Source organism: Pseudomonas sp. TMW22090 (genome assembly GCF_022496665.1).
Taxonomy (GTDB): Bacteria; Pseudomonadota; Gammaproteobacteria; order Pseudomonadales; family Pseudomonadaceae; genus Aquipseudomonas; species Aquipseudomonas gregormendelii.
In genome coordinates this window covers 82,192-106,491 of sequence record NZ_SCFH01000011.1, presented here as the reverse complement: position 1 = coordinate 106,491, position 24,300 = coordinate 82,192, and the positions used below count along the sequence as shown (strand labels likewise).

The following is a 24,300-nucleotide window of genomic DNA, read 5'->3' as shown; positions in this document are numbered from 1 at the left end:
TCAGCCATGCCTGTGGACGGCGGCAGTCTGCCAGCCGTCACATCAACGTGCCGCGTACCGCGGCGATGAACGCGTGAATCCTTGCGTGATCCTTGATGCCCTTGCTCGCTTCCACCCCGCCGCTGACGTCCACCGCGTAAGGCCGCACACGGCTGACCGCCTCGGCGACGTTATCCGGTGTCAGGCCACCCGCCAGGATGATCGGCTTACTCAGGCCTTGGGGAATCAGAGACCAGTCGAACGCCTGCCCGGTTCCGCCCGGCACGCCTTCGACATAGGCATCGAGCAGAATACCGCTGGCGCTGGGAAATGCATTGCAGGCTGCCGCGATATCATCACCGGCCTTGACCCGCAGCGCCTTGATGTACGGTCGATGCCAGCCCTCACACTCGGCCGCAGTCTCGTCGCCGTGGAACTGCAGCAGGTCCAGCGGCACGGCGTCGAGGATTTCCCCCAGTTCGCAGCGACTGGCGTTGACGAACAGGCCAACGGTGGTGACGAACGGCGGCAGTGCCTGGATGATCGAGCGTGCCTGCTGAAAGGTAACGGCGCGCGGGCTCTTGGCATAGAACACAAAACCTATCGCATCCGCCCCCGCCTCGACCGCTGCCAGCGCATCCTCTAAGCGGGTGATCCCGCAAATCTTGCTGCGAACGGCTGACATGTCGATAAAACCCCAAGCTAATTCCGGGAAAGTCCCGGATGGTAACAAATGCGTTCGAGGGCGTCAGCCGTCAAGTTCGGCGAAACCGGTAAGGAAGTGTGGGCCAATGTAACGCTCGGGCAACTGGAACTCGTCGCGGTATTCCACCTGCACCAGATACAGCCCGAACGGATGTGCTGTTACCCCGCCGGAGCGACGGATGCGGCTTTCAAGCACTTCCTTCATCCACTCCACCGGACGCTCTCCGGCGCCAATGGTCATCAATACGCCGGCAATGTTGCGCACCATGTGGTGCAGGAACGCGCTGGCACGGATGTCCAGCACGATCATCTTGCCGTGGCGAGTGACGCGCAGGTGGTGCAGTTCCTTGACCGGAGACTTGGCCTGGCACTGGCCGGCGCGGAAGGCGCTGAAGTCATGAGTGCCAACCAGGTATTGCGCCGCTTCGGCCATGCGCTCGACGTCCAGCGGCCGGTGGTTCCAGGTGATCTCTTCGTTCAGGTGGGCAGGACGGATCTGATCGTTGTAGATCACGTAGCGATAGCGCCGGGCGATGGCCTTGAACCGCGCGTGAAAATGCGCAGGCATGGCCTTGGCCCAACTGACGCTGACGTCGTGGGGCAAGTTGATGTTGGCGCCCATCACCCAGGCTTTCATCGAGCGTTCGACCTGGGTGTCGAAGTGCACCACCTGGCCACAGGCGTGCACACCGGCATCAGTGCGCCCGGCGCAGAGCAGCGAGACCGGCGAGTTGGCGACTTTCGACAGGGCATTTTCCAGGGTTTCCTGCACGGTGAGCACACCGGATGCCTGGCGCTGCCAGCCGCGATAGCGCGAACCTTTGTACTCGACGCCCAGTGCGATGCGGAAAAAACCTTCAGGCACCATTTCGGCGGCCGGATTATCTATATTTGCCAAGGGGTGACAGCCTGCTGATGTGCGCAAAGGCGGGCATTATAAGGCTGTGGGGCGGGGATGCCAGCCAAAGTCAAAAGATCGTCTTCTATAACAAAAAACGGCAGCCTCAATGGCTGCCGCTGTTGTTTACCCCCCTGCCATCAGACCAGCCGCGACAGCATGTCCTTCGCTTCGCTCTTCTGCCCGTCATCGCCTTCGCTCACGACCTCATTGAGGATATCGCGCGCGCCATCGCTGTCGCCCATGTCGATGTAGGCCTGGGCCAGGTCGAGCTTGGTTGCGACTTCGTCGGTGCCCGAGAGGAAATCGAACTCGGGCTCGTCGTCTGCGGAAACCAGCGCGTCGTCGGCGGTAAAGGTCGGCGCGCTGATATCCCGGGACAGACGATCCAGTTCGGCGCTCAGGTCGTCCGGCTCGGCAGGCAAGGCTTCAGACGCCCCCTGCGCATCCATCTCGTCGGCCAGCGACAAGTCGAAGTCATCCGGCAGTTCCAGGTCGTCCTGCGGCACTTCTGGAGTACCTGACACGTCAGCGAGAGGCAGGTCCTTGACGCCTTCATCCAGGTCCAGGAGGAAGTCATCCTCGGCCAGGATCGCCGGGGAGGTATCACCGCCGAGGTCCATGTCCAGATCGAAATCCGACAGGTCGTCGAGGTTTTCCTTGATCTCGGTCTGCTGTTGCAACACCGACTGGAAGCTCAGGTCATCGTCGGACGGGAATTCGTCCAGCTCACCGAGGGTATCCGGCTCAGTTTCGGGTGCAACCACTGCTGGAGAGGCGGCTTCCAGGTCATCCAGGCTCAGGTCGAAGCTTTGGTCCAGCGCCTCATCAGCCTCTGGCGCCGGCTCTGCGGCTGGTTCCTGTGGCTCGTCCAGCATGAGGTCCTTGACGTACTGCGCATCCATTTGCGCAGCCAGGGCTGCGGCAGCAATGCCGCCCGCGGCGACCATCGCCATGGCCGGGAAGCGGCTTTTGAGCTGTTCGACCTGGGCGTAGTTATCGCCATTGGCCACCAGCTTGCGCTCTTGAGCGACGAAGGCTTCGCGATCGCCTTGCCGGCCGTAGATTTCCATCAGTTTGAGGCGCAAGTCGCTGCGCTGAGGCTCTTGCTTGATGCCGTCTTCCAGCAACGCGCCCGCCTGGTTAAACCGACCGGCGTTGATGTGCGACTGAGCCCGGGGCAAGACGTCGTCGGAGTGCTCTGCAGCCGGCGAGATCAGTGGCGCTGCGATGGGTGGAGTAACGATTACCGGAGCGATCACCGGCGCGGGTGCAGGTGCTGGCGCCGGAGTCGGCTCGGGCATAGTCGCCATTTTCACGCTCGGCGGTGGAACTTCCAGGCCTTCGAAGCTGCTTTCCGGCAGGTCGTGATCGACAGAGAACTCTTGCTCTTCGGACAAGGCGCGAGCCATGCGCAGGTGTTTCTCTGCTTCCTGCTGGGCCTTGCGGCGACGGGCCAGCAGCAACAGCAGGAGCAGCAGAACGATTGCCCCACCGCCAACCATGCCCAGAAGCCACGGGTTGGTCAGCAGGTCGTTGTATTTCTGCTCGTCCGTGGCCGCCGCCGGTGCTGGCTCGACCGGCTTGTCCTCGACCACCGGTGTAGCTTCGGGGGTCGCTGCGGGTACTGGTGGCACGGCTTCTGGTGCCAGGCCTTGTTCCGGAGCAGTCACGGCAGGATCGGTGGCCAGTTCGGCTTTGATCGCCGGGGCAGCCGCCACATCCGCAGGCGCGTCCTGACCACCTTCTGCCTGCAACTTGGCCAGCTGATTGTTCTTCAGTTCGATCAGCTTCTGCAACTTGTCCAGCTGGCTCTGCAGATCGGCCATGCGGCTTTTCAGTTCTTCGTTGTCGCGACGGGTGGTGTCGAGGCTTTCCTGGGTCACCGCCAGCTTGTTGCTCAAATTCTTCGCGTCGCCCCCCGCGCCTTTCGCACCTGCCTTGCCGGCTTCGGCCGAGACCAGGCTGAGGTTATCCCGGGCAGCCTGCGTTGAAGGGGCGTCACCGCGAGGCCGATTGGTCGCGTCGAGCTGCTGCTGCCCGGCACCGGGCTGCGGCGCATAACGACGGCCCTGACGCCAGGCGGTGTTCTGCGCGGCGACTTCGGCGATGGCTTTGGATTGCGGCAGGCTGGTGCTCTGCGCCTGGTCTGGCAGACGCAGCACCTGCCCGGTTTTCAACCGGTTGATGTTGCCGTCGATAAACGCATCGGGGTTCAGCGCCTGGATCGCCAGCATGGTCTGCTGCACTGAACCGCCATTGCGCGCCTTCGCGGCGATTTCCCACAGGGTGTCGCGGCGAGTGGTGGTGTACTCGGTCGGCTTGGTCGCACCCGTGACCGGTGCGGTGACAGTTTGGCTCGGCGCTGGCTGCGCAGCGGCATCAGCGGTCTGCGGAGAGAACTTGGATGGGTCAAGCAATACGCTGTAGTCGCGCAGCAAGCGGCCGTTGGGCCACATGACCTGCACGAGGAATTTCACCATCGGCTCGGACAATGGCTTGCTCGACGTGACGCGCAGGATGCTTTTGCCGCCGGGGTTGAGCACCGGGGTAAAGGTCAGGTCGTTGAGGAACGCCTGGCGATCGACCCCGGCCTTGGCGAAATCTTCTGCCGAAGCAAGGCTAGGCACCACTTCGGCCGCCGTCAGCTCCTTGATATCAAGGAGCTCGATCTCCGCGACCAGCGGCTGGTTCAGGGTGGACTTCAGGGTCAACTCCCCGAGCCCGAGGGCATGCGCCATACCGGAGGACAGCGCCGAGGCGGCCGCTATTGCTAACACCAGTTTGCGAACTTGAACCATAGCCTCATCCTTAGTTTGAACCGCGCTGTCGAGCACTGCGGGCAAGCATAGCGCCCGACAGCATTCAGTCGACAAATTATTGGCAAGTATCTTTTACGAAAGGCCTTTTATCAACAATTCGGCCACCTGCACTGCATTGAGGGCCGCACCTTTGCGTACGTTATCTGACGTCAGCCACAGATTTAGTTCCGACGGGTCGTCGATTCCCCGGCGAACCCGGCCGACATAGACAACGTCCTGCCCTACTGCGTCACCGACCGCAGTCGGATAATCACCGGCCTCGACCAGCTCAATCCCCGGCGCATCGTCCAGGGCGGCGTTGACTTGCGCCAGATCGACCTCCCCTGCAGTCTGCAGGGTCACGCTATAGCTATCGCCGAAAAACACCGGGGCTTGAATGCAGGTGACGGAAATTTTCAACGAAGGCAGCGCCATGACTTGACGCACTTCGCGTACCAGGCGTTTTTCCAGCTGCGTGTGGCCCTGCTCGTCAGGCTTGCCAACCTGGGCCAGCAGGTTGAATGCCATCTGCCGATCAAAGAAGCTGGGCTCCAGAGGGCGCACATTGAGCAGCTCGGCGGTCTGCCGGGCCAGCTCGGTGACGGCTTCGCGGCCCTGGGCTGACACAGCCAGGCAAGCGGTCAGATTGATGCGCTGCAGGTCGATAATGCCCAGCAAGGGTGCCAGCACCACAGCCAGCGTGGTGGCCGACGGGCTCGGGCTGCTGACCTGAAACGGAGTTTTCATCCCGTCGAGCAGGTGGGCGTTGGCTTCGGGCACCACTTGCGGAGCCTGATCGGCCGGCAAGGCGCCGGACAAGTCAATCACCGAGCACCCGGCAGCCGTGGCGCGCGATGCGAAACTGAGGGTGACAGCGGGGCCGGCGGCGAAGAACACCAGCTGGACCTTGCTGAAGTCGAACTCGTCGACTTCACGCACCCGCACGTTCTTGCCGCGAAACGGCACCGAATGCCCGGCTGACTCGCTGCTGGCGAGCAGGTGCAGGTTGCCCACCGGGAAGTCGCGCTCTTCGAGGATCTGCACCAGCGTTTCGCCGACCGTTCCGGTGGCGCCAATTACGGCAATATCAAAGGACTGGGTCATAGTGCTACCTCTGGCGGAACGTGGGGAGCGGCACTTTACCGGCTGGTGGGGGCGCAGGCAATTTCATAAAAAAACCCGCACCTCTTTCAAGGCACGGGCTCTTTGTCTACTTCAGTCGATCAACGCTCAAGCAGGATCCGCAGCATGCGACGCAGCGGCTCCGCAGCGCCCCACAACAGCTGGTCGCCCACGGTGAATGCGCCGACGAACTGCGAACCCATGTTCAGCTTGCGCAGACGGCCCACCGGTACATTCAGGGTGCCGGTGACCTTGGTCGGGCTCAGTTCCTGGATGCTGGCTTCACGGTTGTTCGGCACCAGCTTGACCCACGGGTTGTGCTGGCTGATCAGCCCTTCGATATCGGCGATCGGCACGTCTTTGTTCAGCTTGATGGTCAGCGCCTGGCTGTGGCAGCGCATGGCGCCGATGCGCACGCAGATGCCGTCCACCGGGATCGGGCTCTTGAAGCGACCGAGGATCTTGTTGGTCTCGGCCTGGGCTTTCCACTCTTCACGGCTCTGACCGTTCGGCAGTTCCTTGTCGATCCACGGGATCAGGCTGCCGGCCAGCGGTACGCCGAAGTTTTCGGTCGGGTACGCGTCGCTGCGCATGGCTTCGGCGACACGGCGGTCGATGTCGAGGATGGCGCTGGCCGGGTCAGCCAGTTGATCAGCGACAGCGGCGTGGGTGGCGCCCATCTGCTTGATCAGCTCACGCATGTTCTGCGCGCCGGCACCGGAGGCCGCCTGATACGTCATGGCGCTCATCCACTCCACCAGGCCGGCTTCGAACAGGCCGCCCAGGCCCATCAGCATCAGGCTGACGGTGCAATTGCCGCCGATGTAGTTCTTGGTGCCCGCATCGAGCTGCTGGTCGATGACCTTGCGGTTCACCGGGTCCAGCACGATCACCGCGTCATCCTGCATGCGCAGGCTGGAAGCGGCGTCGATCCAGTAACCCTGCCAGCCGGCTTCGCGCAGTTTCGGGAAGACTTCGCTGGTGTAGTCGCCACCCTGGCAGGTCAGAATCACGTCGAGGGTCTTCAGCTCTTCAATGCTGTAAGCGTCCTTGAGCGGAGCAATGTCCTTGCCCACGGACGGGCCTTGGCCACCGACATTCGAAGTGGTGAAAAACACCGGCTCGATAAGATCGAAATCCTGCTCTTCCAGCATCCGCTGCATGAGCACGGAACCGACCATACCGCGCCAACCGATCAGACCTACACGTTTCATCGCAACTACACCTTCTTTAAAAAGTGGGCCGCTGCTTTCGAAGTTGAAAGTGGCAGCGGGCCCGAGAGATTACAGATTCCGCAGCGCGGCGACTACTGCGTCACCCATTTCCTGCGTTCCGACTTTAGTGCAACCGGTCGACCAGATGTCGCCGGTGCGCAGCCCCTGGTCCAGAACCAGGCTGACCGCTTTCTCGATGGCATCGGCCGCAACCTGCTGGTTGAAGCTGTAACGCAGCATCATCGACACCGACAGGATGGTCGCCAACGGGTTGGCAATGCCTTGGCCGGCGATGTCCGGCGCCGAACCGTGGCAAGGCTCGTACATGCCCTTGTTGTTGGTGTCCAGGGACGCCGATGGCAGCATGCCGATGGACCCGGTGAGCATCGACGCCTGGTCGGACAGGATGTCGCCGAACAGGTTGTCGGTGACGATCACGTCGAACTGCTTGGGTGCGCGCACCAGCTGCATGGCAGCGTTGTCGACGTACATGTGGCTCAGTTCGACTTCAGGGTAATCCTTGGCCACTTGCTCGACGATTTCACGCCACAGCTGGCTGGATGCCAGGACGTTGGCCTTGTCCACCGAGCACAGCTTCTTGCCACGCACCATGGCCATGTCGAAACCGACACGGGCAATGCGGCGAATTTCGCTTTCGCTGTAAGGCAGGGTGTCGTAGGCCTGGCGCTCGCCGTTTTCCAGGGTGCGGGTGCCGCGTGGCGCGCCGAAGTAGATGCCGCCGGTCAGTTCGCGAACGATCAGGATATCCAGGCCCGCGACGATTTCCGGCTTCAGGCTCGACGCCTCGGCCAGTTGCGGGTAGAGGATCGCCGGGCGCAGGTTGCCGAACAGGCCCAGTTGCGCACGGATTTTCAGCAGGCCGCGCTCAGGGCGGATGTCACGCTCGATGGTGTCCCACTTCGGGCCGCCCACGGCGCCCAGCAGCACGGCGTCGGCCGCGCGGGCACGCTCCAGGGTTTCGTCAGCCAGGGGCACGCCATGCTTGTCGATGGCAGCACCGCCGATCACGTCGTGGCTCAGCTCGAAACCCAGGTTGAACTTGTCGCTGGCCAATGCCAGGACCTTGACCGCTTCGGCCATGATTTCCGGGCCAATACCGTCACCTGGGAGAATCAGAATCTGCTTGCTCATGCTTTCCTCTTGTCATCAGTCGGTGCGCCCTTGGAGCACACCCGGAAAAATTCTATCGTTGCGTGACTCATTTTTCGGCGAACAGCACCAGCACATCGGTGCTGAACGAACCATCGGCCTCAATCTCGAAATACTCGCGCACCTCGCTGCCCATCGCCTGCTGCAACTCGCGGATCGCGGCGCGCATCACCTGGGGTGTGCGCATGCGCTCGACCCAGCTGCTGTATTCCAGCCGCAGGCGTTGACGCGTGGTGCTGCGGGTGTGCAATCCTGCCTCGCTGACCTGGCGCAACCACTCGCCGGCGGAATAATCGCGCACATGGCTGGTGTCGCGCAGCACTTCAACGCTTTGCAGGTAAGTGTCGAACAACGGGCTGCCCGGTGACAACACATCGATGAACGCGGCCACGCCACCCGGTTTCAGCACCCTCCGAACTTCCCGCAACGCCACACCAAGATCGCTCCAATGGTGCGCCGAGTACCGACTGAAGACGAATTCGAACTCGCCATCGGCAAACGGCAGGCGCTCGGCGGCACCATTGACCGTGGTGACATTGCTCAATCCACGGTCAACGGCGGCTGCGGCGACCACATCAAGCATCTGTTGGGACAGGTCGTAAGCCACCACTTCCTTGACCAGCGACGCCACGTGAAAACTCACGTGACCGGCGCCGCAACCCAGGTCCAGCACGCGGGCGTTGCCCTGCCCCGCCAGTTCAGCCTGTAGCAGAGCGAATTCAGTGCCTTGCGCGTGGACGGCGCTGCTCAGATAGGCCGAGGCCTGTTCACCGAATTGCTTCTGGACTACCTGGCTGTGCTGGGCGGTGCGGGTCATGGGAAATTCCTGTTGGGTTGTAGTTTCAAGATCAAAAGATCGCAGCCTTCGGCAGCTCCTACGGGTGTACGCCTCGCCGAAGGCTGCGATCTTTTCAACGGTCACCTCAAAACATCAGGCGTCGCGAAACAACCAAGGCTGGCTCGCGCGGTGCTTGGCTTCAAACGACGCAATTGCCTCGTGGTCCATCAACGTCAGGCCAATATCGTCCAGGCCATTGAGCAGGCAATGCTTGCGGAACGCATCGATCTCGAAGCTCAGCACCTTGCCATCCGGGCGAGTCACCGTCTGCGCTTGCAGATCAACCTGCAACTGGTACCCAGGGCTGGCTTCAACCTGCTGGAAAAGCTCATCGACTTCAGCGTCACTCAAGATGATCGGCAACAAGCCATTCTTGAAGCTGTTGTTGAAGAAAATGTCGGCGTAGCTCGGCGCGATGATGCTGCGAAAGCCATATTCTTCCAGGGCCCACGGCGCGTGTTCACGGCTGGAGCCGCAACCGAAGTTCTCGCGGGCCAGCAATACACTGGCGCCCTGATAACGTTCGGCGTTAAGCACGAAGTCCTTGTTCAACGGACGCTTGGAATTGTCCTGATACGGCTGCCCCACATCCAGGTAGCGCCATTCGTCGAACAGGTTCGGGCCGAAACCGGTGCGCTTGATCGACTTGAGGAACTGCTTCGGGATGATCTGATCGGTGTCGACGTTGGCACGATCCAGAGGCGCGACAAGTCCAGTGTGCTGGGTAAAAGCTCTCATTCTGCGCTCCTTTAGATCAATTCACGGACGTCGACGAAACGACCGTTTACTGCGGCGGCGGCGGCCATGGCCGGGCTCACCAGGTGGGTACGACCACCGGCACCCTGACGGCCTTCGAAGTTGCGGTTCGAGGTGGAGGCGCAATGCTCGCCCGACTCCAAACGGTCCGGGTTCATCGCCAGGCACATCGAGCAGCCTGGCTCGCGCCATTCAAAACCGGCCTCGAGGAAAATCTTGTCCAGGCCTTCGGATTCAGCTTGCGCCTTCACCAGGCCCGAGCCCGGCACCACGATGGCCTGCTTGATGGTCGACGCCACTTTGCGGCCTTTGGCGATCACGGCAGCGGCGCGCAAATCTTCGATGCGCGAGTTGGTGCAGGAGCCGATGAACACGCGGTCCAGCTGGATATCAGTAATCGCCTGATTGGCAGTGAGGCCCATGTATTTCAAGGCGCGCTCGATGGAGCCGCGCTTGACCAGGTCCGGTTCCTGAGCCGGGTCTGGCACGTTCTGATCAACGGCCAGGACCATCTCCGGCGAAGTGCCCCAGCTGACTTGCGGCTTGATCTGCGTGGCATCGAGCTCGACGACGGTGTCGAACTTCGAGTCCGCGTCAGACACCAGGTCTTTCCACGCCTCGACAGCCAAGTCCCACTCCGCGCCTTTCGGCGCAAATGGACGGCCCTTGACGTAGGCCACGGTTTTTTCATCCGCCGCCACCAGGCCCACGCGTGCGCCGGCCTCGATGGACATGTTGCAGATGGTCATGCGCCCTTCCACCGACAGGTCGCGGATCGCGCTGCCAGCGAACTCGATGGCGTGGCCATTACCGCCGGCCGTGCCGATCTTGCCGATCACGGCGAGCACGATGTCCTTGGCCGTCACGCCGAACGGCAGTTCGCCTTCGACCAACACCAGCATATTCTTCATTTTTTGGGCGACCAGGCACTGGGTGGCGAGCACGTGCTCGACCTCGGAAGTGCCAATACCGTGAGCCAAAGCACCGAATGCGCCGTGGGTCGAGGTGTGGGAGTCGCCGCAGACCACCGTCATGCCCGGCAAGGTGGCACCCTGCTCCGGGCCAATGACGTGGACGATGCCTTGGCGCACGTCGTTCATCTTGAACTCGACAATGCCGTATTCATCGCAGTTGTCGTCGAGGGTCTGGACCTGCAGGCGCGAGACCTGGTCAGCAATCGCTTCGATGCCGCCCTTGCGCTCCGGCGTGGTCGGTACGTTATGGTCCGGGGTCGCGATATTGGCATCGATGCGCCAAGGCTTGCGCCCGGCCAGACGCAGGCCTTCGAAGGCTTGCGGCGAAGTCACTTCATGGATGATGTGACGGTCGATGTAGATCAGCGCAGAACCATCGTCGCGCTGTTTGACCAAATGCGAATCCCAGAGCTTGTCGTAGAGCGTTTTGCCGGCCATCAGACGGTTTCCTCATCATTTGTTTCTATGCCCCGGGTTTTGAACGACTCAATAACCCTTTGGCTTGTGAGGTCGATCCTAGGGGGTTACATTAAATAACTCAAATTCATATTTTTTATGCTTTGGATAACCATCTGGAATACTGCAATGGACCTGGCCAACCTTAATGCTTTTATCGCGATTGCCGAGACGGGTAGCTTCTCTGGCGCGGGCGAACGACTGCACCTGACGCAACCGGCGATCAGCAAACGCATCGCCGGGCTGGAACAACAACTTAAAGTGCGGCTGTTCGATCGCCTGGGCCGCGAAGTGGGCCTGACCGAAGCTGGCCGCGCCCTGTTGCCGCGGGCTTACCAGATTCTCAACGTGCTGGACGATACACGCCGCGCCCTGACCAACCTGACCGGCGAAGTCAGCGGGCGCCTGACCCTGGCCACCAGCCACCACATCGGCCTGCACCGCCTGCCGCCTTTATTAAGGGAGTTCACCCGACGCTACCCGCAAGTAGCGCTGGATATTCAGTTCCTCGATTCGGAAGTGGCTTACGAAGAAATCCTCCATGGCCGCGCGGAACTGGCGGTCATCACCCTGGCCCCCGAACCTCACACCCTGGTCAAAGCCACCCCGGTGTGGGACGACCCGCTGGATTTCGTGGTCGCGCCGGAACACACGCTGATCAGCAATGGCGCGGTGAGCCTGGCAGACATAGCCCTGCACCCGGCCGTGTTCCCCGGCGGTAACACCTTTACCCACCACATCGTCCAGCGCCTGTTCGAGGCTCAAGGGCTGACGCCGAACATCGCCATGAGCACCAACTACCTCGAAACCATCAAGATGATGGTGTCCATCGGCCTGGCCTGGAGCGTGTTGCCGCGCACCATGCTTGATGAGCAGGTGGCAAGCATCCCTTTGCCGGGCATACAGCTCACTCGCCAGCTAGGCTATATCCTGCACACAGAACGGACGCTGTCGAACGCGGCACGGGCTTTCATGGCTTTGCTGGACGCACAAATCGATCAGCCAGGGACACATGGCTAACTTGTGCTACTCCTATAGTGCCGCGAGACCCAGCGCCTAACGCCCAATTCAGTCCAAGGCTTGCCAATGCCGAAATCTGTTGACCGTATTCCGCCGATGCCGCGTATCCAGGCGCTGGACCCCAAACGGTCCGAGCAAAGTTGGGAAAGCGCGCCACAGTTGCTGGCGGCCCTCAACGGTGCCCGCCTGGGCGCCTGGTATTGGGACATCGAGCGTGGGCAGATCAGTTGGTCGCGGGGTACCCAGGCGCTGTTTGGCTTCGACCCCCATGCGCCGCTGCCCGCCGACCTGGAATACCTCGACCTGCTGCCGCCGGAAGACCGGGCAAAAACCGTGCGCGCCTTCCATGCAGTGATTGCCGGCGCGCCGCTGGAACAGGCGATGCACCACCGCATTCGCTGGCCCGATGGCAGCCTGCATTGGCTGGAGATCAATGGCAGCCTGCTGCCAGACAAGGACGGCCGCCCGCGAATGATCGGCGTGATCCGCGAAATCACCCACCAGCGCCAGCGCGAACAGGCCCTGAGCAGCTCGGAGAAACGTTTCGCGACGCTGTTTCACCTGTGCCCGAACATGGTGCTGCTGACCCGCCAGGAGGACGGCCTGATCACCGAGGCCAACCAGTATTTTGAAAGCCTGTTCGGCTGGCCGGTACAGAACGCCATCGGCCGCACCACCCTGGAGCTGGGCCTCTGGGTGCATCCCGAGCAGCGCGAGCGACTGGTCAAGGCGACCAAGGCCAAAGGTGAACTCATCAGCATGGAGGTGCAGTTTCGCGCCAGCAACGGGCAGATACACGACGGCATTCTCAGCGCGCAGAAGGTGGAACTCGAAGGCCAACCCTATCTGCTCAGCACCTTCCTCGACACCACCGAACGCAAAGCCGCCGAGCACGCCCTCAAAGACAGCCAGGAACGCCTCGACCTGGCGCTGGATTCGGCGCAACTGGGTACCTGGGACTGGCACATCCCCAGCGGCATGCTCTATGGCTCGGCACGCGCTGCGCAGTTGCACGGGTTGGAGGCAATCCCTTTCCACGAGTCCTTCGACGAGTTTTTCGAAGGCGTACCCGATGAAGAGCGCGGCAGCATGCGCGACGCCTACCGCAGCTTGCGCGAGGGCCCGGCAGGCAATTATCAGCTGACCTACCGGGTGCAACTGGCCGACGGCAGCTCGCGCTACCTGGAAAGCCGCGCGCGGCTGTACCGCGACGAAAACGGTGCCCCGCTGCGCATGGCCGGCACCCTGCTCGACATCACTGATCAGGTGGAGCGTGAGCAACAGCTGGTCGCGTCGGAAGAGAAATTTGCCAGCCTGTTCCAGGTCAGCCCCGATCCAATTTGCGTCACTCGCCAGGACAGCGGCCAGTTCATCGAGATCAACTCCAGCTTCACCCAGACATTTGGCTGGAGCGCCACCGATGTGATCGGGCACAGCGCCGACGAAATCGGCCTGTGGGACGCCTCGGCGAAAAGCCTGCACCGCATTGAACAGGTAATCCGCGAACAGGGCTTGAGTAACGTGGCCATCCAGGTCCAGCACAAAGATGGGCATTCGCTCACCTGTGTGATTTCCAGCCGCCAGATCAGTGTCAGCGACCATCCCTGCGTGGTCACCACCCTGCGCGACATCACCCAGCAGCAGCGGTCCGAAGCGGCACTCAAGGCCAGCGAAGAGAAATTTGCCAAGGCGTTCCACTCCAGCCCGGACGCCATCACCATCACCGAGCGCGACACCGGACGCTACCTGGAGGTCAACGACGGCTTCTGCCGCCTGACCGGCTACCAGGCCGATGAAGTCGTCGGGCGCACGGTGTATCAGGTCGGCATCTGGGCCGAGGAGAAACAGCGCTCCTCACTGCTGGCCGAGCTGCAGCTCAACGGCCGGGTGCATCACCAGGAAATGCTCGGGCGCAACAAGCGCGGCGAGTTGCTCACCGTTGAAGTGTCGGTAGAGCCCATCACCCTCAACGAAACCGCCTGCCTGCTGCTGACCGCGCGGGACGTCAGCCTGCTGAAAAACGCCGAGGCGCAGATTCGCCACCTGGCCTATCACGACCCCCTGACCAACCTGCCCAACCGCGCATTACTGATGGACCGCCTGAGCCAGCAGATCGCCCTGCTCAAGCGCCACAACCTGCGCGGCGCCCTGCTGTTTCTCGACCTCGACCACTTCAAGCACATCAATGATTCCCTGGGACATCCCGTGGGCGACACCGTGCTGAAAATCATCACCGCGCGCCTCGAAGCCAGCGTGCGCATGGAAGACACCGTGGCACGCCTGGGGGGTGACGAGTTCGTGGTGCTGCTCAGCGGCCTGGAAGGTTCGCGAGAAGAAGTCAGCACCCAGGTGCGCAGCCTGGCTGACACCCTGCGCGAACTGCTGTCGGAGCCCATGTTCCTCGATGGACAACGCCTGCAAGTCACGCCCAGCATCGGCATCGCACTGATTCCCGACCACGGCTCGACCCCCACCGACCTGCTCAAGCGCGCCGACATCGCCCTGTACCGGGCCAAGGACTCAGGCCGCAATACCGCGCAGATGTACCACAACACCATGCAAAAGGCCGCCAGCGAACGCCTGCGGATGGAAACCGACCTGCGCCTGGCCCTGTCGCGCAACGAATTTCGCGTGCACTTCCAGCCCCAGATCGACGCCCGGGACAACCGCATCGTCGGGGCCGAGGCCCTGGTGCGCTGGAGCCACCCCGAACTGGGCGCCCAATCACCCAGCGAGTTCATCAAGGTGCTGGAGGACAGCGGACTGATCCTGGAAGTCGGCAACTGGATCATCGACGAAGCCTGTCGCGCATTCCAGCACCTGATGGCCGAAGGTCTGATCGACCCGCTCGACTTCAGCCTGTGCGTCAACATCAGCCCGCGCCAATTTCGCCAGAATGACTTCGTCGAACGCGTCGAACACAGCCTGCGCAGCCACGGCCTGCCCTGCTCGCTGCTGAAACTGGAAATCACCGAAGGCATCGTCATCCAGAACCTGGAGGACACCATCAGCAAGATGTGCCGCCTGAAAAAACTCGGCGTGAGCTTCGCCATGGACGATTTTGGCACCGGCTACTCGTCCCTGACCTACCTCAAGCGCCTGCCGGTCGACACCCTGAAAATCGATCAGTCCTTCATCCGCGACGCCACTACCGACCCCAACGACGCCGAAATCATCCGTGCCATCGTCGCCATGGCGCGCAGCCTGGGGTTGAAGGTGATCGCCGAGGGGGTGGAAACCCTGGAGCAGCTGGAATTTCTGCAGGGACTGGGGTGTTATTTTTACCAAGGGTATCTGCACAGCCGGCCGTTGCCGGTGGAAGCCTTCCAAAAACTCCTGCAATAGCCGCTGAACGCGCATAAAAAAGGGCGCCAATGGCGCCCTTTTCATTGCTCGGCCTTAGTGCTGCAAAGCCGGCTGTTCCATCCCGTTGATCGGGATGCGTTTGGCTTTCGCCTCCTCCGGAATCACCCGCAGCAAATCAATGCTCAGTAACCCGTTACGCAGGTCAGCGGCCTTGATTTCGATGTGATCCGCCAGGCGGAACGACAGCTTGAAAGCACGTTGGGCGATGCCCTGGTGCAGGAAGGTCACGCCTTCGGTAGCGTCGCGTTTGCCACCACTGATGGTCAGCACGCCCTTCTCGACTTGCAGGTCCAGGTCTTCTTCCTGGAAACCGGCTGCGGCGACCACAATGCGGTATTGGTCGTCACCGTGTTTTTCCACGTTGTAGGGCGGATAGGTGCTGCCTGGCTCATTACGCAGGGCGGTTTCGAACAGGTCGTTAAAACGGTCGAAGCCTACCGAGGAGCGGAACAGTGGGGCCAGGGAAAATGCAGTACTCATGATTCAAATCTCCTGAAAACAATCAGCAAGGTTTTATGTCTCCGCGACCCGAATTCGGCATCGCGTACCCCTTAGATAGGGACCGCTGATTGCATTTCAAGAGATTATCCGAAGATTTTTTTCAGGCCGCTTCGGACACCTGAAGCCCCAGTAAACGCGAGACATTATCCAGCTCTGTCTCGCGGCGCAGCACCGTAAACAGCTCGACCGCTTCGGGATAATTGCGGGTCAGCATTGCCAGCCACTGCTTCAATCGCCCCGGCGATTGGCGTGGCGTCATTTGCGCCTTGGCTTGCAGCCAGAAGTCCTGGATCAACGGCAACAGCTCGGCCCAGGTCATTTCGACGACCTCTTCACCCGCCCGCGCCGCCGCGATTTGCCGCGCCAGGTCCGGGCGCGAGACAAGGCCGCGACCGAGCATGATGTCTTCGACGCCGCTGATTTCGCGGCAACGACGCCAGTCCTGGACATCCCAGATATCGCCGTTGGCAAACACCGGCACCTTGACCACTTCTTGCACCCGCGGGATCCACTCCCAGTGGGCCGGAGGCTTGTAGCCATCGGTCTTGGTGCGCGCATGCACGACGATATGCGCCGCCCCACCTTCGGCCAGGGCCGTGGCGCAGACCAGCGCGCCGTCGGGGCTGTCGAAGCCCAGGCGCATTTTTGCGGTCACAGGAATGTGTGCCGGCACCGCGCGGCGCACGTGCTCGACGATCTGGTTGAGCAGTTCCGGCTCCTTGAGCAATACCGCGCCACCGCGGGACTTGTTCACGGTCTTGGCCGGGCAGCCGAAGTTCAGGTCGATCACCTCGGAACCCAATTCGCAGGCCAGTGCGGCATTTTCTGCCAGGCACACCGGGTCCGAGCCGAGCAATTGCACGCGCAGCGGCACGCCAGAGGCCGTGCGCGCTCCGGTCAGCAATTCAGGGCCGAACTTGTGGAAATAGGCAGGCGTGAGCAGTTGGTCGTTGATGCGGATGAACTCGGTCACACACCAATCGATACCACCGACACGAGTGAGCACGTCCCGCAGGATGTTGTCGACCAACCCCTCCATGGGCGCCAAGGCAATTTGCATGAAAAACACACTCTACGAAAAACGTGCGGCAGTTTACTGGTTTCGGCTGAGAGAAGGTATTTCGTCGGGCCGGACGGTGTTGATTGTGCCGACGCTTTCGCGGGCAAGCCGCGCTCCCACAGGTCTTGCGTCGTTCACACAAAAGATGAACGACCCTAGACATGTGGGAGCGTGGCTTGCCCGCGAAGGGGTCGCTTAGATCGCGACTTGCAACGCCGGACCATAACCTTCGATGAACTCCGCCGGCATGCGCTTGGGCTTGCCCGTGGAAAGTTCGATGCACACGAAAGTGGTCTGCGCACGCAGCAGCGTGGTGTTGTCGCTCGGGCGCTTGAGCTGGAAGTGCCGGGTCATTTTCAGGCGTTGGTCCCAGTCGACGATCCAGGTCGCCAATTGCAAGCCGTCGCCTTCGTAGGCGGCGGCCAGGTAATCGATCTCGTGCCGCACCACTGCCATTGCCCGGTCCAGGCGCCGATACTCGACCAGGTCCAGGCCCAGGCGCTGGGAGTGGCGCCAGGCGCAGCGTTCGAGCCAGGTGACATACACCGCGTTGTTCGCGTGCCCCAGCCCGTCGATGTCCTCGGCGCCCACTTCCAGGTCAATGATAAACGGCGTTGCCCGATCCCAGCCCATGCCCCACTCCAGTCAGATAGTCACCTGGGCAGTGTAACGGATGCTCAGGCCGATTGGCGCGATTGCAGACTGCGGCCAGCCAGCAGTGACAGCACGCCATCAATGACCCGTGGGTCGGCCAGCACCCGCTGATGACCGCCTTCTTCAAGGCGCAGCAGACGGCTGTCGAACCAGGCGTCGTTGATCAGCTGGGACTCCTTGACCGAGACCAGACGGTCATCTTCGGCATGCACGATCAGCCCGGGCATATCGAGCTGGTAGTGCGCGACATCCAGCGTCGCGGCGCGCATGCCGACGTCTTGCTCGACCTGGCGAATGAACGCCGACCGGGCCTTGGGCGGCAGGCCCACATACCGGGCAAATCCGCGCAAAACCCCGAGTATTCGCGACGGAGCGGCAATGGTCACCAGGGTTTCGGTACGCAGGCCCAACTGCACGGCGAGCATCGCACTGGCGCCGCCCATGGAGTGGCCGATCACGGCTTGCAGCGGCGGCAGCTCCGCGGCGGCTTCAAGCATGGCGCGGGCGAACAGGACGACATTCGCTTCGCTGCCCGGAGAGCGCCCGTGGGCGGGACCGTCGAGGGCGACCACGGTGTAGCCGGCGTCCACCAGTGCGTTGATCAGGCTGGCGAACTGGGTTGGGCGCCCTTCCCAACCATGCATCAGCAAGACCGTCGGCCCTTGTCCCCAGCGCAGTGCCGAGAGACCGAAGCGCAAGGTGATGCGCTCCGACCTGGCCAGCAAGGGCAGCTCCCAATCCCGCGGGGGCAGCTCTCGCGGAGTCATGAACGCCAGTCGCATCTTGCTCGCGACCAGTTGAGGGGCAAACCAGCCCAAAGTGCCGTTGACGCCACGAACCCACTTTAACCCGCTCATCGCTCTCACTCCCCAGGCCCAGGCCTTCAGGTCATAGCACCGCCGATTTGGCGGCGCGCAACAGTCGATCGGATAATTCTCCTGGCCCCAGCGCCCGCGCCAGTGCCAGGCCACCCACCATCAAGGCCATGTCGGCCAGGGCCTTGTCGGTTTCTTCCGGGCTGGCCGCCAACTGCGCGACCATCATTTCCACGTGCTCGTTCAAGGCCACCCGAAATTCGTCGGGCAGCCGGCCCAACTCGCCGACGGACGCGGGGATTGGGCACGCGGAGTCAGACGAATCGCGGTGCTTGCGTGACAGGTAGAACGCGGCCACCAGGGCGCGGCGTTCTTCGCCGGTCAGTTCGGCGTCCATGTCGGCGATCAGGCCACGACGGTGGCCCAGCAACTGCTTGAACGCTTCCAGCATCATGGCGTCCTTGCTTTCGAAGTGCGCATAGAAGCCGCCAACCGTCAGGCCGGCTGCGCCCATCACTTCGCCCACGCTCGGTTCGGCCGGGCCGCGCTGGATCAGCGCTGCACTGGCGGCCTTGAGAATGCGTTCGCGGGTTTGAGCTTTTTTATCGTTCATCGTTGCCTCCGAATATTACGACTAGAATATTATTCTCATAATAATTTTCCGCAAGTCGTGGATGTGACCGCTGGTCTGAAGATCAGTTTGAGGTAGAGAGGGGGATTTGGCCAAACGCCAGACAAACAAAAGGGCCATTCAATAATTGAATGACCCTTATAAAATCCCGCAGAGCGGGTAATCGTGGCGTCCCCTAGGGGACTCGAACCCCTGTTACCGCCGTGAAAGGGCGGTGTCCTAGGCCACTAGACGAAGGGGACGCAAAACCTTCTATACAACTGATCAGTGCTGAGTACTGATCGATTCAAGGCCGGTGTGGCCAGACCTTGAACTGTAAAATTGGTGGAGCTTAGCGGGATCGAACCGCTGACCTCCTGCATGCCATGCAGGCGCTCTCCCAGCTGAGCTAAAGCCCCGGATTTTTCGCCTCGCGGCGGAGTGACATCTTGCAACATCACTTCTGTAAAACTGGCGTCCCCTAGGGGACTCGAACCCCTGTTACCGCCGTGAAAGGGCGGTGTCCTAGGCCACTAGACGAAGGGGACGCAAACCCTTCTATACAACAGATCAACGCTGAGTGTTGATCGCTTCAAGGCCGGCGTGGCCAGACCTTGAAGTGTAAATTGGTGGAGCTAGACGGGATCGAACCGTCGACCTCTTGCATGCCATGCAAGCGCTCTCCCAGCTGAGCTATAGCCCCTCATCGCTGAGGACGGGGCGAATCTTAATGGCGGATCGAAAGGCTGTCAAACTTATTTTTAAAATATTTCAAAGTTTTTTGCCGGGATAACAATCACTTACCGCTCTCCCCCGGAAAATGGGGGTGCTGGCAACAGCCAGATCAAAAAATCGTCCGATCGCGGCCCGAGCCTTCGGCAGCTCCTACAGGATTGCATTTCAACTGTAGGAGCTGGCGCAGCCTGCGATCTTTTTAGGCGCTGCCCGTAATCAGGCGATATTGCCCAGGAGCTTTTCCCACTCCTTGTTTTCCTTCTTCGACACGCCACCGAGCAAATCGATGGCCTGGCGCAGGCGGAAACGGGTCAGGTCCGGCCCGAGAATCTCCATGGCGTCGAGCACCGAGACCGAGCTTGCTTGCCCGGTGATCGCGGCGAACATCAGCGGCATGGCGTCACGCAGTTTCAACTCCAGGGATTCGACCACCGCCTGGATCGTCGCGGTAATGCTGTCCTTCTCCCACTGACGCAGGCTTTCGAGCTTCCACAAAATCAACTGCATCAACTGACGCACCTGATCGCCGGACAGCTTCTTCGACTCGAACAGCTTAGCGTCCGGGTTGACCCCACCGGCGAAGAAGAACCCGGCCAGCGGTGCGACCTGACTGAAGGTTTCAACGCGGCCCTGCACGTGCGGCGCGATTTTCATCATGTATTCAGGGTTCAACGCCCAGGTCTGCAGACGCGAGGCGAACTCGTCCACCGGCAGGTCACGCAGCCACTGGCCGTTGAGCCAGGAGAGCTTCTCGATATCGAAGATCGGCCCGCCCAGGGAGACGCGCTTGAGGTCGAAGTTGTCGACCATTTCCTGCAGCGAGAACTTCTCGCGCTCATCCGGCATCGACCAGCCCATGCGCCCCAGGTAGTTGAGCATCGCCTCGGGCATGAAGCCCATGCGCTCGTAGAACGTCACCGAGGTCGGGTTCTTGCGCTTGGACAGCTTGCTCTTGTCCGGGTTACGCAGCAGCGGCATGTAGCACAGCTCCGGTTGTTCCCAGCCGAAGTACTCGTAGAGCAGGATCAGCTTGGGCGCCGATGGCAGCCATTCTTCGCCGCGCAGCACGTGGGTGATGCCCATCAGGTGATCGTCGACCACGTTGGCCAGGAAGTAGGTCGGCAGGCCGTCGGTCTTCATCAGCACCTGCATGTCCATGCGATCCCAAGGGATCTCGACGTCGCCACGCAGCATGTCCGGCACCACGCACACGCCTTCGCTCGGCACCTTCATGCGAATAACGTGCGGCTCGCCAGCGGCCAGACGACGGGCCACTTCTTCCGCAGGCAGCAGCAGCGCACGCCCATCGTAGCGCGGGGTTTCGCCGCGGGCCTGTTGTTCGGCGCGCATCTGTTCCAGCTCTTCGGCGGTGCAGAAGCACGGGAAAGCGTGGCCCATTTCCACCAGCTGCTGGCAGTACTTCTGGTAGATCTCGCCACGTTCGCTCTGCCGGTAAGGACCGTGCGGGCCGCCAACGTCCGGGCCTTCGCTCCAGTCGATGCCCAACCAGCGCAGGGCGTCGAAAATCTGCTGCTCGGACTCGCGGGTCGAACGCAATTGGTCGGTGTCTTCGATCCGCAGGATGAACTCACCGCCGTGCTGCTTGGCAAAGCAGTAGTTGAACAATGCGATGTAAGCGGTACCTACGTGGGGATCCCCGGTAGGCGATGGCGCGATGCGAGTGCGGACGGTGGTCATGGCAAGTCTCGAAATGAAGATAAAACAAAGGGCGAATGGTAACAGGCGACACCGGCCCGGCTCCAGTGAGCAGGGCATTTAAGCCAAGTTTGCGTCTGCAACGCGCTTTGCACCCGTGAATGGCCGAATATCAACGGTCGGCATTTACCGTTTATCGGCTGTATGCCAGATTTGTCTGCTGATACCTTTCCTTACAATTTCTCGACTACAGTCTGCCCATGCCTGCCCAACTCAAGCGTCGCCTGTTTATTTTCCTGTTGCTCGTCCTGCTCATCGCCGGGGCATTTTTTGCTCATTGGTTTTTCAAAGGGCGCTTTTACGAGAGCACCGACAACGCCTATGTGCAGGGCGAGATCACCCGCGTGTCGAGCCAGCTGGGTGCGCGCATCGATCAGGTTCTGGTACAGGACAACCAGCACGTTGAAAAAGGCCAGCTGCTGGTCAAACTCGAAGGTGATGATTTCCACCTGGCCGTCGACCGCGCCAACGCCGCCCTTGCAACCCGCCAGGCCGAGCGCCTGCAAGCCCAGAGCAAACTCACGCAACAGGCCAGCCTGATTGCGGCCAGCGAGGCGCAGGTGGCCTCCAGCCAGGCCAGCCTCAGCCGTTCGCAAATCGATTTGTCCCGCGCCGAAACCTTGCGCAAACCCGGCTACGTATCAGAAGAACGGGTGACCACCCTCTCCGCCGACAACCATATTGCCCGCTCCCAAGTGACCAAGGCCCAGGCGGATGCCCAGAGCCAGCGCCAGCAGGTCAACTCCCTGAGCGCCGAAATCAAGCGCCTGGATGCGATGATCGCCAATGCCCGGACCGATCTGGCCCAGGCCGAGCTGAACCTGACCCGCAGCGAGATCCACGCGCCCATCAGCGGCCTGATCGGCCAGCGCGCCGCGCGCAACGGCCAATACGTGCAGGCCGGCGCGTACCTGCTGTCGATCGTGCCGGACCAGGACATCTGGATCCAGGCCAACTTCAAGGAAACCCAGATCGGCCACATGCAGCCAGGGCAGAAGGCCGAGTTGACCTTCGACGCCTACAGCGATACGCCGATTGAAGCGCGGGTCGACAGCCTGTTTGCTGCCTCCGGGGCGCAATTCAGCCTGCTGCCACCGGACAATGCCACCGGCAACTTCACCAAAGTCGTACAACGGATCCCGGTCAAACTGACCTTCGCCGTGGATAACCCGCTGCACGGCAAGATTCGTCCGGGGATGTCGGTCACCGCCAAAGTGAACATCAAAGACGCCCCTGACGATGGCCGGTGACCCACTGATCCGCCCGGTCGGCGAGCCGACGCGGCGGGACTGGATTGCGGTCATGAGCGTGATGCTCGGCGCCTTCATGGCCGTGCTCGATATCCAGATCACCAACTCCTCACTCAAGGACATCCAGGGCGCACTCTCGGCGACCCTGGAAGAAGGCTCGTGGATTTCCACGTCCTATCTGGTCGCGGAAATCATCATGATCCCGCTGACGGCGTGGTTGGTGCAGTTGCTGTCAGCACGTCGCCTGGCGGTCTGGGTCTCGCTGGGTTTCCTGGGGGCTTCGCTGCTGTGCTCCATGGCCTGGAGCCTGGAAAGCATGATCGTGTTCCGCGCCTTGCAGGGCTTCACCGGCGGCGCACTGATTCCGCTGGCGTTCACCCTGACCCTGATCAAACTCCCCGAACACCATCGCGCCAAGGGCATGGCCATGTTTGCCATGACCGCCACCTTCGCGCCCTCCATTGGCCCGACGCTGGGCGGCTGGCTGACGGAAAACTGGGGCTGGGAATACATCTTCTACATCAACATCCCCCCCGGCCTGATCATGATTGCCGGGCTGATGTACGGCCTGGAGAAAAAAGCGGCGCATTGGGAACTGCTCAAAAGCACCGACTACATGGGCATTCTCACCCTGGGCGTCGGCCTTGGTTGCCTGCAGGTTTTTCTTGAAGAAGGCCATCGCAAGGACTGGCTGGAATCGAGCCTGATCGTGACCCTGGGCAGCATCGCGCTGATCAGCCTGATCACCTTTGTGATCGTGCAGGTATCCAGGCCCAACCCCCTGATCAACCTGGGCATCCTGCGCAATCGCAATTTTGGCCTGTCGAGCATTTCCAGCCTGGGCATGGGGGTGGGCTTGTATGGCTCGATTTACCTGCTGCCGTTGTACCTGGCGCAGATCCAGAACTACAACGCCCTGCAGATCGGCGAAGTGATCATGTGGATGGGTGTGCCCCAGCTGTTTCTGATTCCGCTGGTGCCAAAACTGATGAAGTACATCTCACCCAAATGGCTGTGCACGCTGGGTTTCGGGCTGTTCGGGCTGGCGAGCTTCTCATCGGGGGTGTTGAATCCGGATTTTGCCGGGCCGCAGTTCAATCAGATCCAGATCATTCGCGCCTTGGGCCAGCCGCTGATCATGGTCACCATTTCACTGATCGCCACCGCCTACATCCTGCCCCAGGATGCGGGGTCGGCGTCGAGCCTGTTCAACATCCTGCGCAACCTGGGCGGCGCGATTGGCATCGCCCTCCTCGCCACATTGCTGGATGCGCGAACCAAGACCTACTTCGATTATTTGCGCGAGGCGATCGTACCGACCAACCCGCAGGTGGCGGAGCGCATGGCGTCGATGACGGATCGATTTGGCAGCGAGACGGCGGCCTTGGGCAAACTGAGCGAGATCGCGCATCAGCAGGCCTCGATCATGGCGTACAACGATGCGTTTCACTTTGTCGGGATTGCGCTGGGGATCAGCATGATTGCGGTGTTGCTGACCAAGGCATTGCCGGCGGGGATCAAGGCTGGGGAGGCGCATTGATTTTGTAGTGCGGCGACTGACCTCATCGCGGGCAAGCCCGCTCCCACAAGATTTAGAGCCGTTCGCAGGATTTGTGGATCGACACAAAACCTGTGGGAGCGGGCTTGCCCGCGATCAGGC

General features: G+C 61.4%; 19 protein-coding genes and 4 tRNA genes. 4 read left to right on the top strand and 19 right to left on the bottom strand.

Going from position 1 to position 24,300, the window contains the following annotated elements; genetic code table 11:
- Positions 1-37: 37 nt before the first annotated feature.
- The 9 genes from EQV97_RS25755 to leuC form a co-directional block, all read right to left on the bottom strand.
- The gene (locus tag EQV97_RS25755; RefSeq protein WP_240890307.1) at positions 38-664 is read right to left on the bottom strand and encodes a phosphoribosylanthranilate isomerase; all 627 of its coding nucleotides are present in this window, start codon (positions 662-664) and stop codon (positions 38-40) included.
- A 63-nt stretch (positions 665-727) separates the two neighbouring features.
- Positions 728-1,552 (bottom strand): tRNA pseudouridine(38-40) synthase TruA, encoded by an 825-nt coding sequence (gene truA, locus EQV97_RS25750; RefSeq protein ID WP_240890367.1) that lies wholly within the window; start codon positions 1,550-1,552, stop codon positions 728-730.
- Between the two features lie 170 nt (positions 1,553-1,722).
- The gene (locus EQV97_RS25745) at positions 1,723-4,383 is read right to left on the bottom strand and encodes a FimV/HubP family polar landmark protein (protein ID WP_240890306.1); all 2,661 of its coding nucleotides are present in this window, start codon (positions 4,381-4,383) and stop codon (positions 1,723-1,725) included.
- A 93-nt stretch (positions 4,384-4,476) separates the two neighbouring features.
- Entirely contained in the window at positions 4,477-5,487 is a 1,011-nt protein-coding gene (locus EQV97_RS25740; protein WP_240890305.1) for an aspartate-semialdehyde dehydrogenase, read from the bottom strand.
- Between the two features lie 119 nt (positions 5,488-5,606).
- Positions 5,607-6,719, bottom strand: coding sequence for an aspartate-semialdehyde dehydrogenase (gene asd / locus EQV97_RS25735; RefSeq protein WP_045057948.1), 1,113 nt, complete (start codon positions 6,717-6,719; stop codon positions 5,607-5,609).
- A 69-nt stretch (positions 6,720-6,788) separates the two neighbouring features.
- Complete coding sequence (leuB, locus tag EQV97_RS25730) at positions 6,789-7,871, bottom strand: 3-isopropylmalate dehydrogenase (protein ID WP_045057949.1); 1,083 nt, start codon at positions 7,869-7,871, stop codon at positions 6,789-6,791.
- A 67-nt stretch (positions 7,872-7,938) separates the two neighbouring features.
- Positions 7,939-8,706: a class I SAM-dependent methyltransferase gene (locus tag EQV97_RS25725; protein ID WP_122838209.1), complete on the bottom strand. Its 768-nt coding sequence runs from the start codon at positions 8,704-8,706 to the stop codon at positions 7,939-7,941.
- A gap of 114 nt (positions 8,707-8,820) precedes the next feature.
- A complete protein-coding gene (leuD, locus tag EQV97_RS25720; RefSeq protein WP_225570592.1) occupies positions 8,821-9,465 on the bottom strand; it encodes a 3-isopropylmalate dehydratase small subunit in 645 nt (214 codons plus the stop codon).
- Positions 9,466-9,476: 11 nt separating this feature from the next.
- On the bottom strand, positions 9,477-10,895 hold the full coding sequence (gene leuC, locus EQV97_RS25715) for a 3-isopropylmalate dehydratase large subunit (protein ID WP_122838207.1): 1,419 nt from the start codon (positions 10,893-10,895) through the stop codon (positions 9,477-9,479).
- Positions 10,896-11,042: 147 nt separating this feature from the next.
- Between leuC and EQV97_RS25710 the strand changes: the two genes are divergently transcribed.
- Both EQV97_RS25710 and EQV97_RS25705 read left to right on the top strand, forming a co-directional pair.
- On the top strand, positions 11,043-11,933 hold the full coding sequence (locus EQV97_RS25710; protein ID WP_122838206.1) for a LysR family transcriptional regulator: 891 nt from the start codon (positions 11,043-11,045) through the stop codon (positions 11,931-11,933).
- Between the two features lie 66 nt (positions 11,934-11,999).
- Complete coding sequence (locus tag EQV97_RS25705; RefSeq protein ID WP_122838205.1) at positions 12,000-15,278, top strand: EAL domain-containing protein; 3,279 nt, start codon at positions 12,000-12,002, stop codon at positions 15,276-15,278.
- A 54-nt stretch (positions 15,279-15,332) separates the two neighbouring features.
- On the opposite strand, the gene EQV97_RS25700 is transcribed toward EQV97_RS25705, so the two are convergent.
- From EQV97_RS25700 to gltX, 10 genes are all read right to left on the bottom strand, one after another.
- Positions 15,333-15,779: an Hsp20 family protein gene (locus tag EQV97_RS25700; RefSeq protein WP_122838204.1), complete on the bottom strand. Its 447-nt coding sequence runs from the start codon at positions 15,777-15,779 to the stop codon at positions 15,333-15,335.
- Positions 15,780-15,900: 121 nt separating this feature from the next.
- A complete protein-coding gene (locus EQV97_RS25695) occupies positions 15,901-16,860 on the bottom strand; it encodes a tRNA-dihydrouridine synthase (RefSeq protein ID WP_122838203.1) in 960 nt (319 codons plus the stop codon).
- Between the two features lie 195 nt (positions 16,861-17,055).
- Entirely contained in the window at positions 17,056-17,493 is a 438-nt protein-coding gene (locus EQV97_RS25690; RefSeq protein WP_122838202.1) for a thioesterase family protein, read from the bottom strand.
- Between the two features lie 44 nt (positions 17,494-17,537).
- Positions 17,538-18,371 (bottom strand): alpha/beta fold hydrolase, encoded by an 834-nt coding sequence (locus EQV97_RS25685; protein ID WP_225570596.1) that lies wholly within the window; start codon positions 18,369-18,371, stop codon positions 17,538-17,540.
- A gap of 31 nt (positions 18,372-18,402) precedes the next feature.
- Positions 18,403-18,942, bottom strand: a complete 540-nt coding sequence (locus EQV97_RS25680; protein ID WP_122838200.1) for a TetR/AcrR family transcriptional regulator — start codon at positions 18,940-18,942, stop codon at positions 18,403-18,405.
- A 184-nt stretch (positions 18,943-19,126) separates the two neighbouring features.
- Positions 19,127-19,202 (bottom strand) — tRNA-Glu (locus EQV97_RS25675).
- Between the two features lie 80 nt (positions 19,203-19,282).
- Positions 19,283-19,358: transfer RNA gene (locus EQV97_RS25670), tRNA-Ala, on the bottom strand.
- 53 nt (positions 19,359-19,411) lie between these two features.
- Positions 19,412-19,487: transfer RNA gene (locus EQV97_RS25665), tRNA-Glu, on the bottom strand.
- Between the two features lie 79 nt (positions 19,488-19,566).
- Positions 19,567-19,642, bottom strand: a tRNA-Ala gene (locus tag EQV97_RS25660).
- Between the two features lie 248 nt (positions 19,643-19,890).
- Positions 19,891-21,372 carry a glutamate--tRNA ligase gene (gltX, locus tag EQV97_RS25655; protein WP_240890304.1) on the bottom strand — a complete coding sequence of 494 codons (1,482 nt, stop codon included), beginning with the start codon at positions 21,370-21,372 and terminating at the stop codon, positions 19,891-19,893.
- A gap of 218 nt (positions 21,373-21,590) precedes the next feature.
- On the opposite strand from gltX, the gene EQV97_RS25650 reads away from it, so the two are divergent.
- On the top strand, positions 21,591-22,640 hold the full coding sequence (locus EQV97_RS25650; protein ID WP_240890303.1) for an HlyD family secretion protein: 1,050 nt from the start codon (positions 21,591-21,593) through the stop codon (positions 22,638-22,640).
- Entirely contained in the window at positions 22,630-24,180 is a 1,551-nt protein-coding gene (locus tag EQV97_RS25645; protein ID WP_240890302.1) for an MDR family MFS transporter, read from the top strand. Before EQV97_RS25650 ends, EQV97_RS25645 begins: the two co-directional genes overlap by 11 nt.
- Positions 24,181-24,300: the final 120 nt, after the last annotated feature.

Bases quoted from the DNA above. Each gene is read 5' to 3' on its own strand.
- EQV97_RS25705 (WP_122838205.1), top strand. From the start codon at position 12,000: ATGCCGAAATCTGTTGACCGTATTCCGCCGATGCCGCGTATCCAGGCG.
- EQV97_RS25650 (WP_240890303.1), top strand. From the start codon at position 21,591: ATGCCTGCCCAACTCAAGCGTCGCCTGTTTATTTTCCTGTTGCTCGTC.
- leuD (WP_225570592.1), bottom strand. From the start codon at position 9,465: ATGAGAGCTTTTACCCAGCACACTGGACTTGTCGCGCCTCTGGATCGT.
- leuB (WP_045057949.1), bottom strand. From the start codon at position 7,871: ATGAGCAAGCAGATTCTGATTCTCCCAGGTGACGGTATTGGCCCGGAA.
- EQV97_RS25745 (WP_240890306.1), bottom strand. From the start codon at position 4,383: ATGGTTCAAGTTCGCAAACTGGTGTTAGCAATAGCGGCCGCCTCGGCG.
- gltX (WP_240890304.1), bottom strand. From the start codon at position 21,372: ATGACCACCGTCCGCACTCGCATCGCGCCATCGCCTACCGGGGATCCC.
- EQV97_RS25700 (WP_122838204.1), bottom strand. From the start codon at position 15,779: ATGAGTACTGCATTTTCCCTGGCCCCACTGTTCCGCTCCTCGGTAGGC.
- EQV97_RS25680 (WP_122838200.1), bottom strand. From the start codon at position 18,942: ATGAACGATAAAAAAGCTCAAACCCGCGAACGCATTCTCAAGGCCGCC.
- EQV97_RS25685 (WP_225570596.1), bottom strand. From the start codon at position 18,371: ATGAGCGGGTTAAAGTGGGTTCGTGGCGTCAACGGCACTTTGGGCTGG.
- EQV97_RS25710 (WP_122838206.1), top strand. From the start codon at position 11,043: ATGGACCTGGCCAACCTTAATGCTTTTATCGCGATTGCCGAGACGGGT.
- EQV97_RS25740 (WP_240890305.1), bottom strand. From the start codon at position 5,487: ATGACCCAGTCCTTTGATATTGCCGTAATTGGCGCCACCGGAACGGTC.
- EQV97_RS25725 (WP_122838209.1), bottom strand. From the start codon at position 8,706: ATGACCCGCACCGCCCAGCACAGCCAGGTAGTCCAGAAGCAATTCGGT.
- EQV97_RS25690 (WP_122838202.1), bottom strand. From the start codon at position 17,493: ATGGGCTGGGATCGGGCAACGCCGTTTATCATTGACCTGGAAGTGGGC.
- leuC (WP_122838207.1), bottom strand. From the start codon at position 10,895: ATGGCCGGCAAAACGCTCTACGACAAGCTCTGGGATTCGCATTTGGTC.
- EQV97_RS25755 (WP_240890307.1), bottom strand. From the start codon at position 664: ATGTCAGCCGTTCGCAGCAAGATTTGCGGGATCACCCGCTTAGAGGAT.
- truA (WP_240890367.1), bottom strand. From the start codon at position 1,552: ATGGTGCCTGAAGGTTTTTTCCGCATCGCACTGGGCGTCGAGTACAAA.
- asd (WP_045057948.1), bottom strand. From the start codon at position 6,719: ATGAAACGTGTAGGTCTGATCGGTTGGCGCGGTATGGTCGGTTCCGTG.
- EQV97_RS25695 (WP_122838203.1), bottom strand. From the start codon at position 16,860: ATGCAAATTGCCTTGGCGCCCATGGAGGGGTTGGTCGACAACATCCTG.
- EQV97_RS25645 (WP_240890302.1), top strand. From the start codon at position 22,630: ATGGCCGGTGACCCACTGATCCGCCCGGTCGGCGAGCCGACGCGGCGG.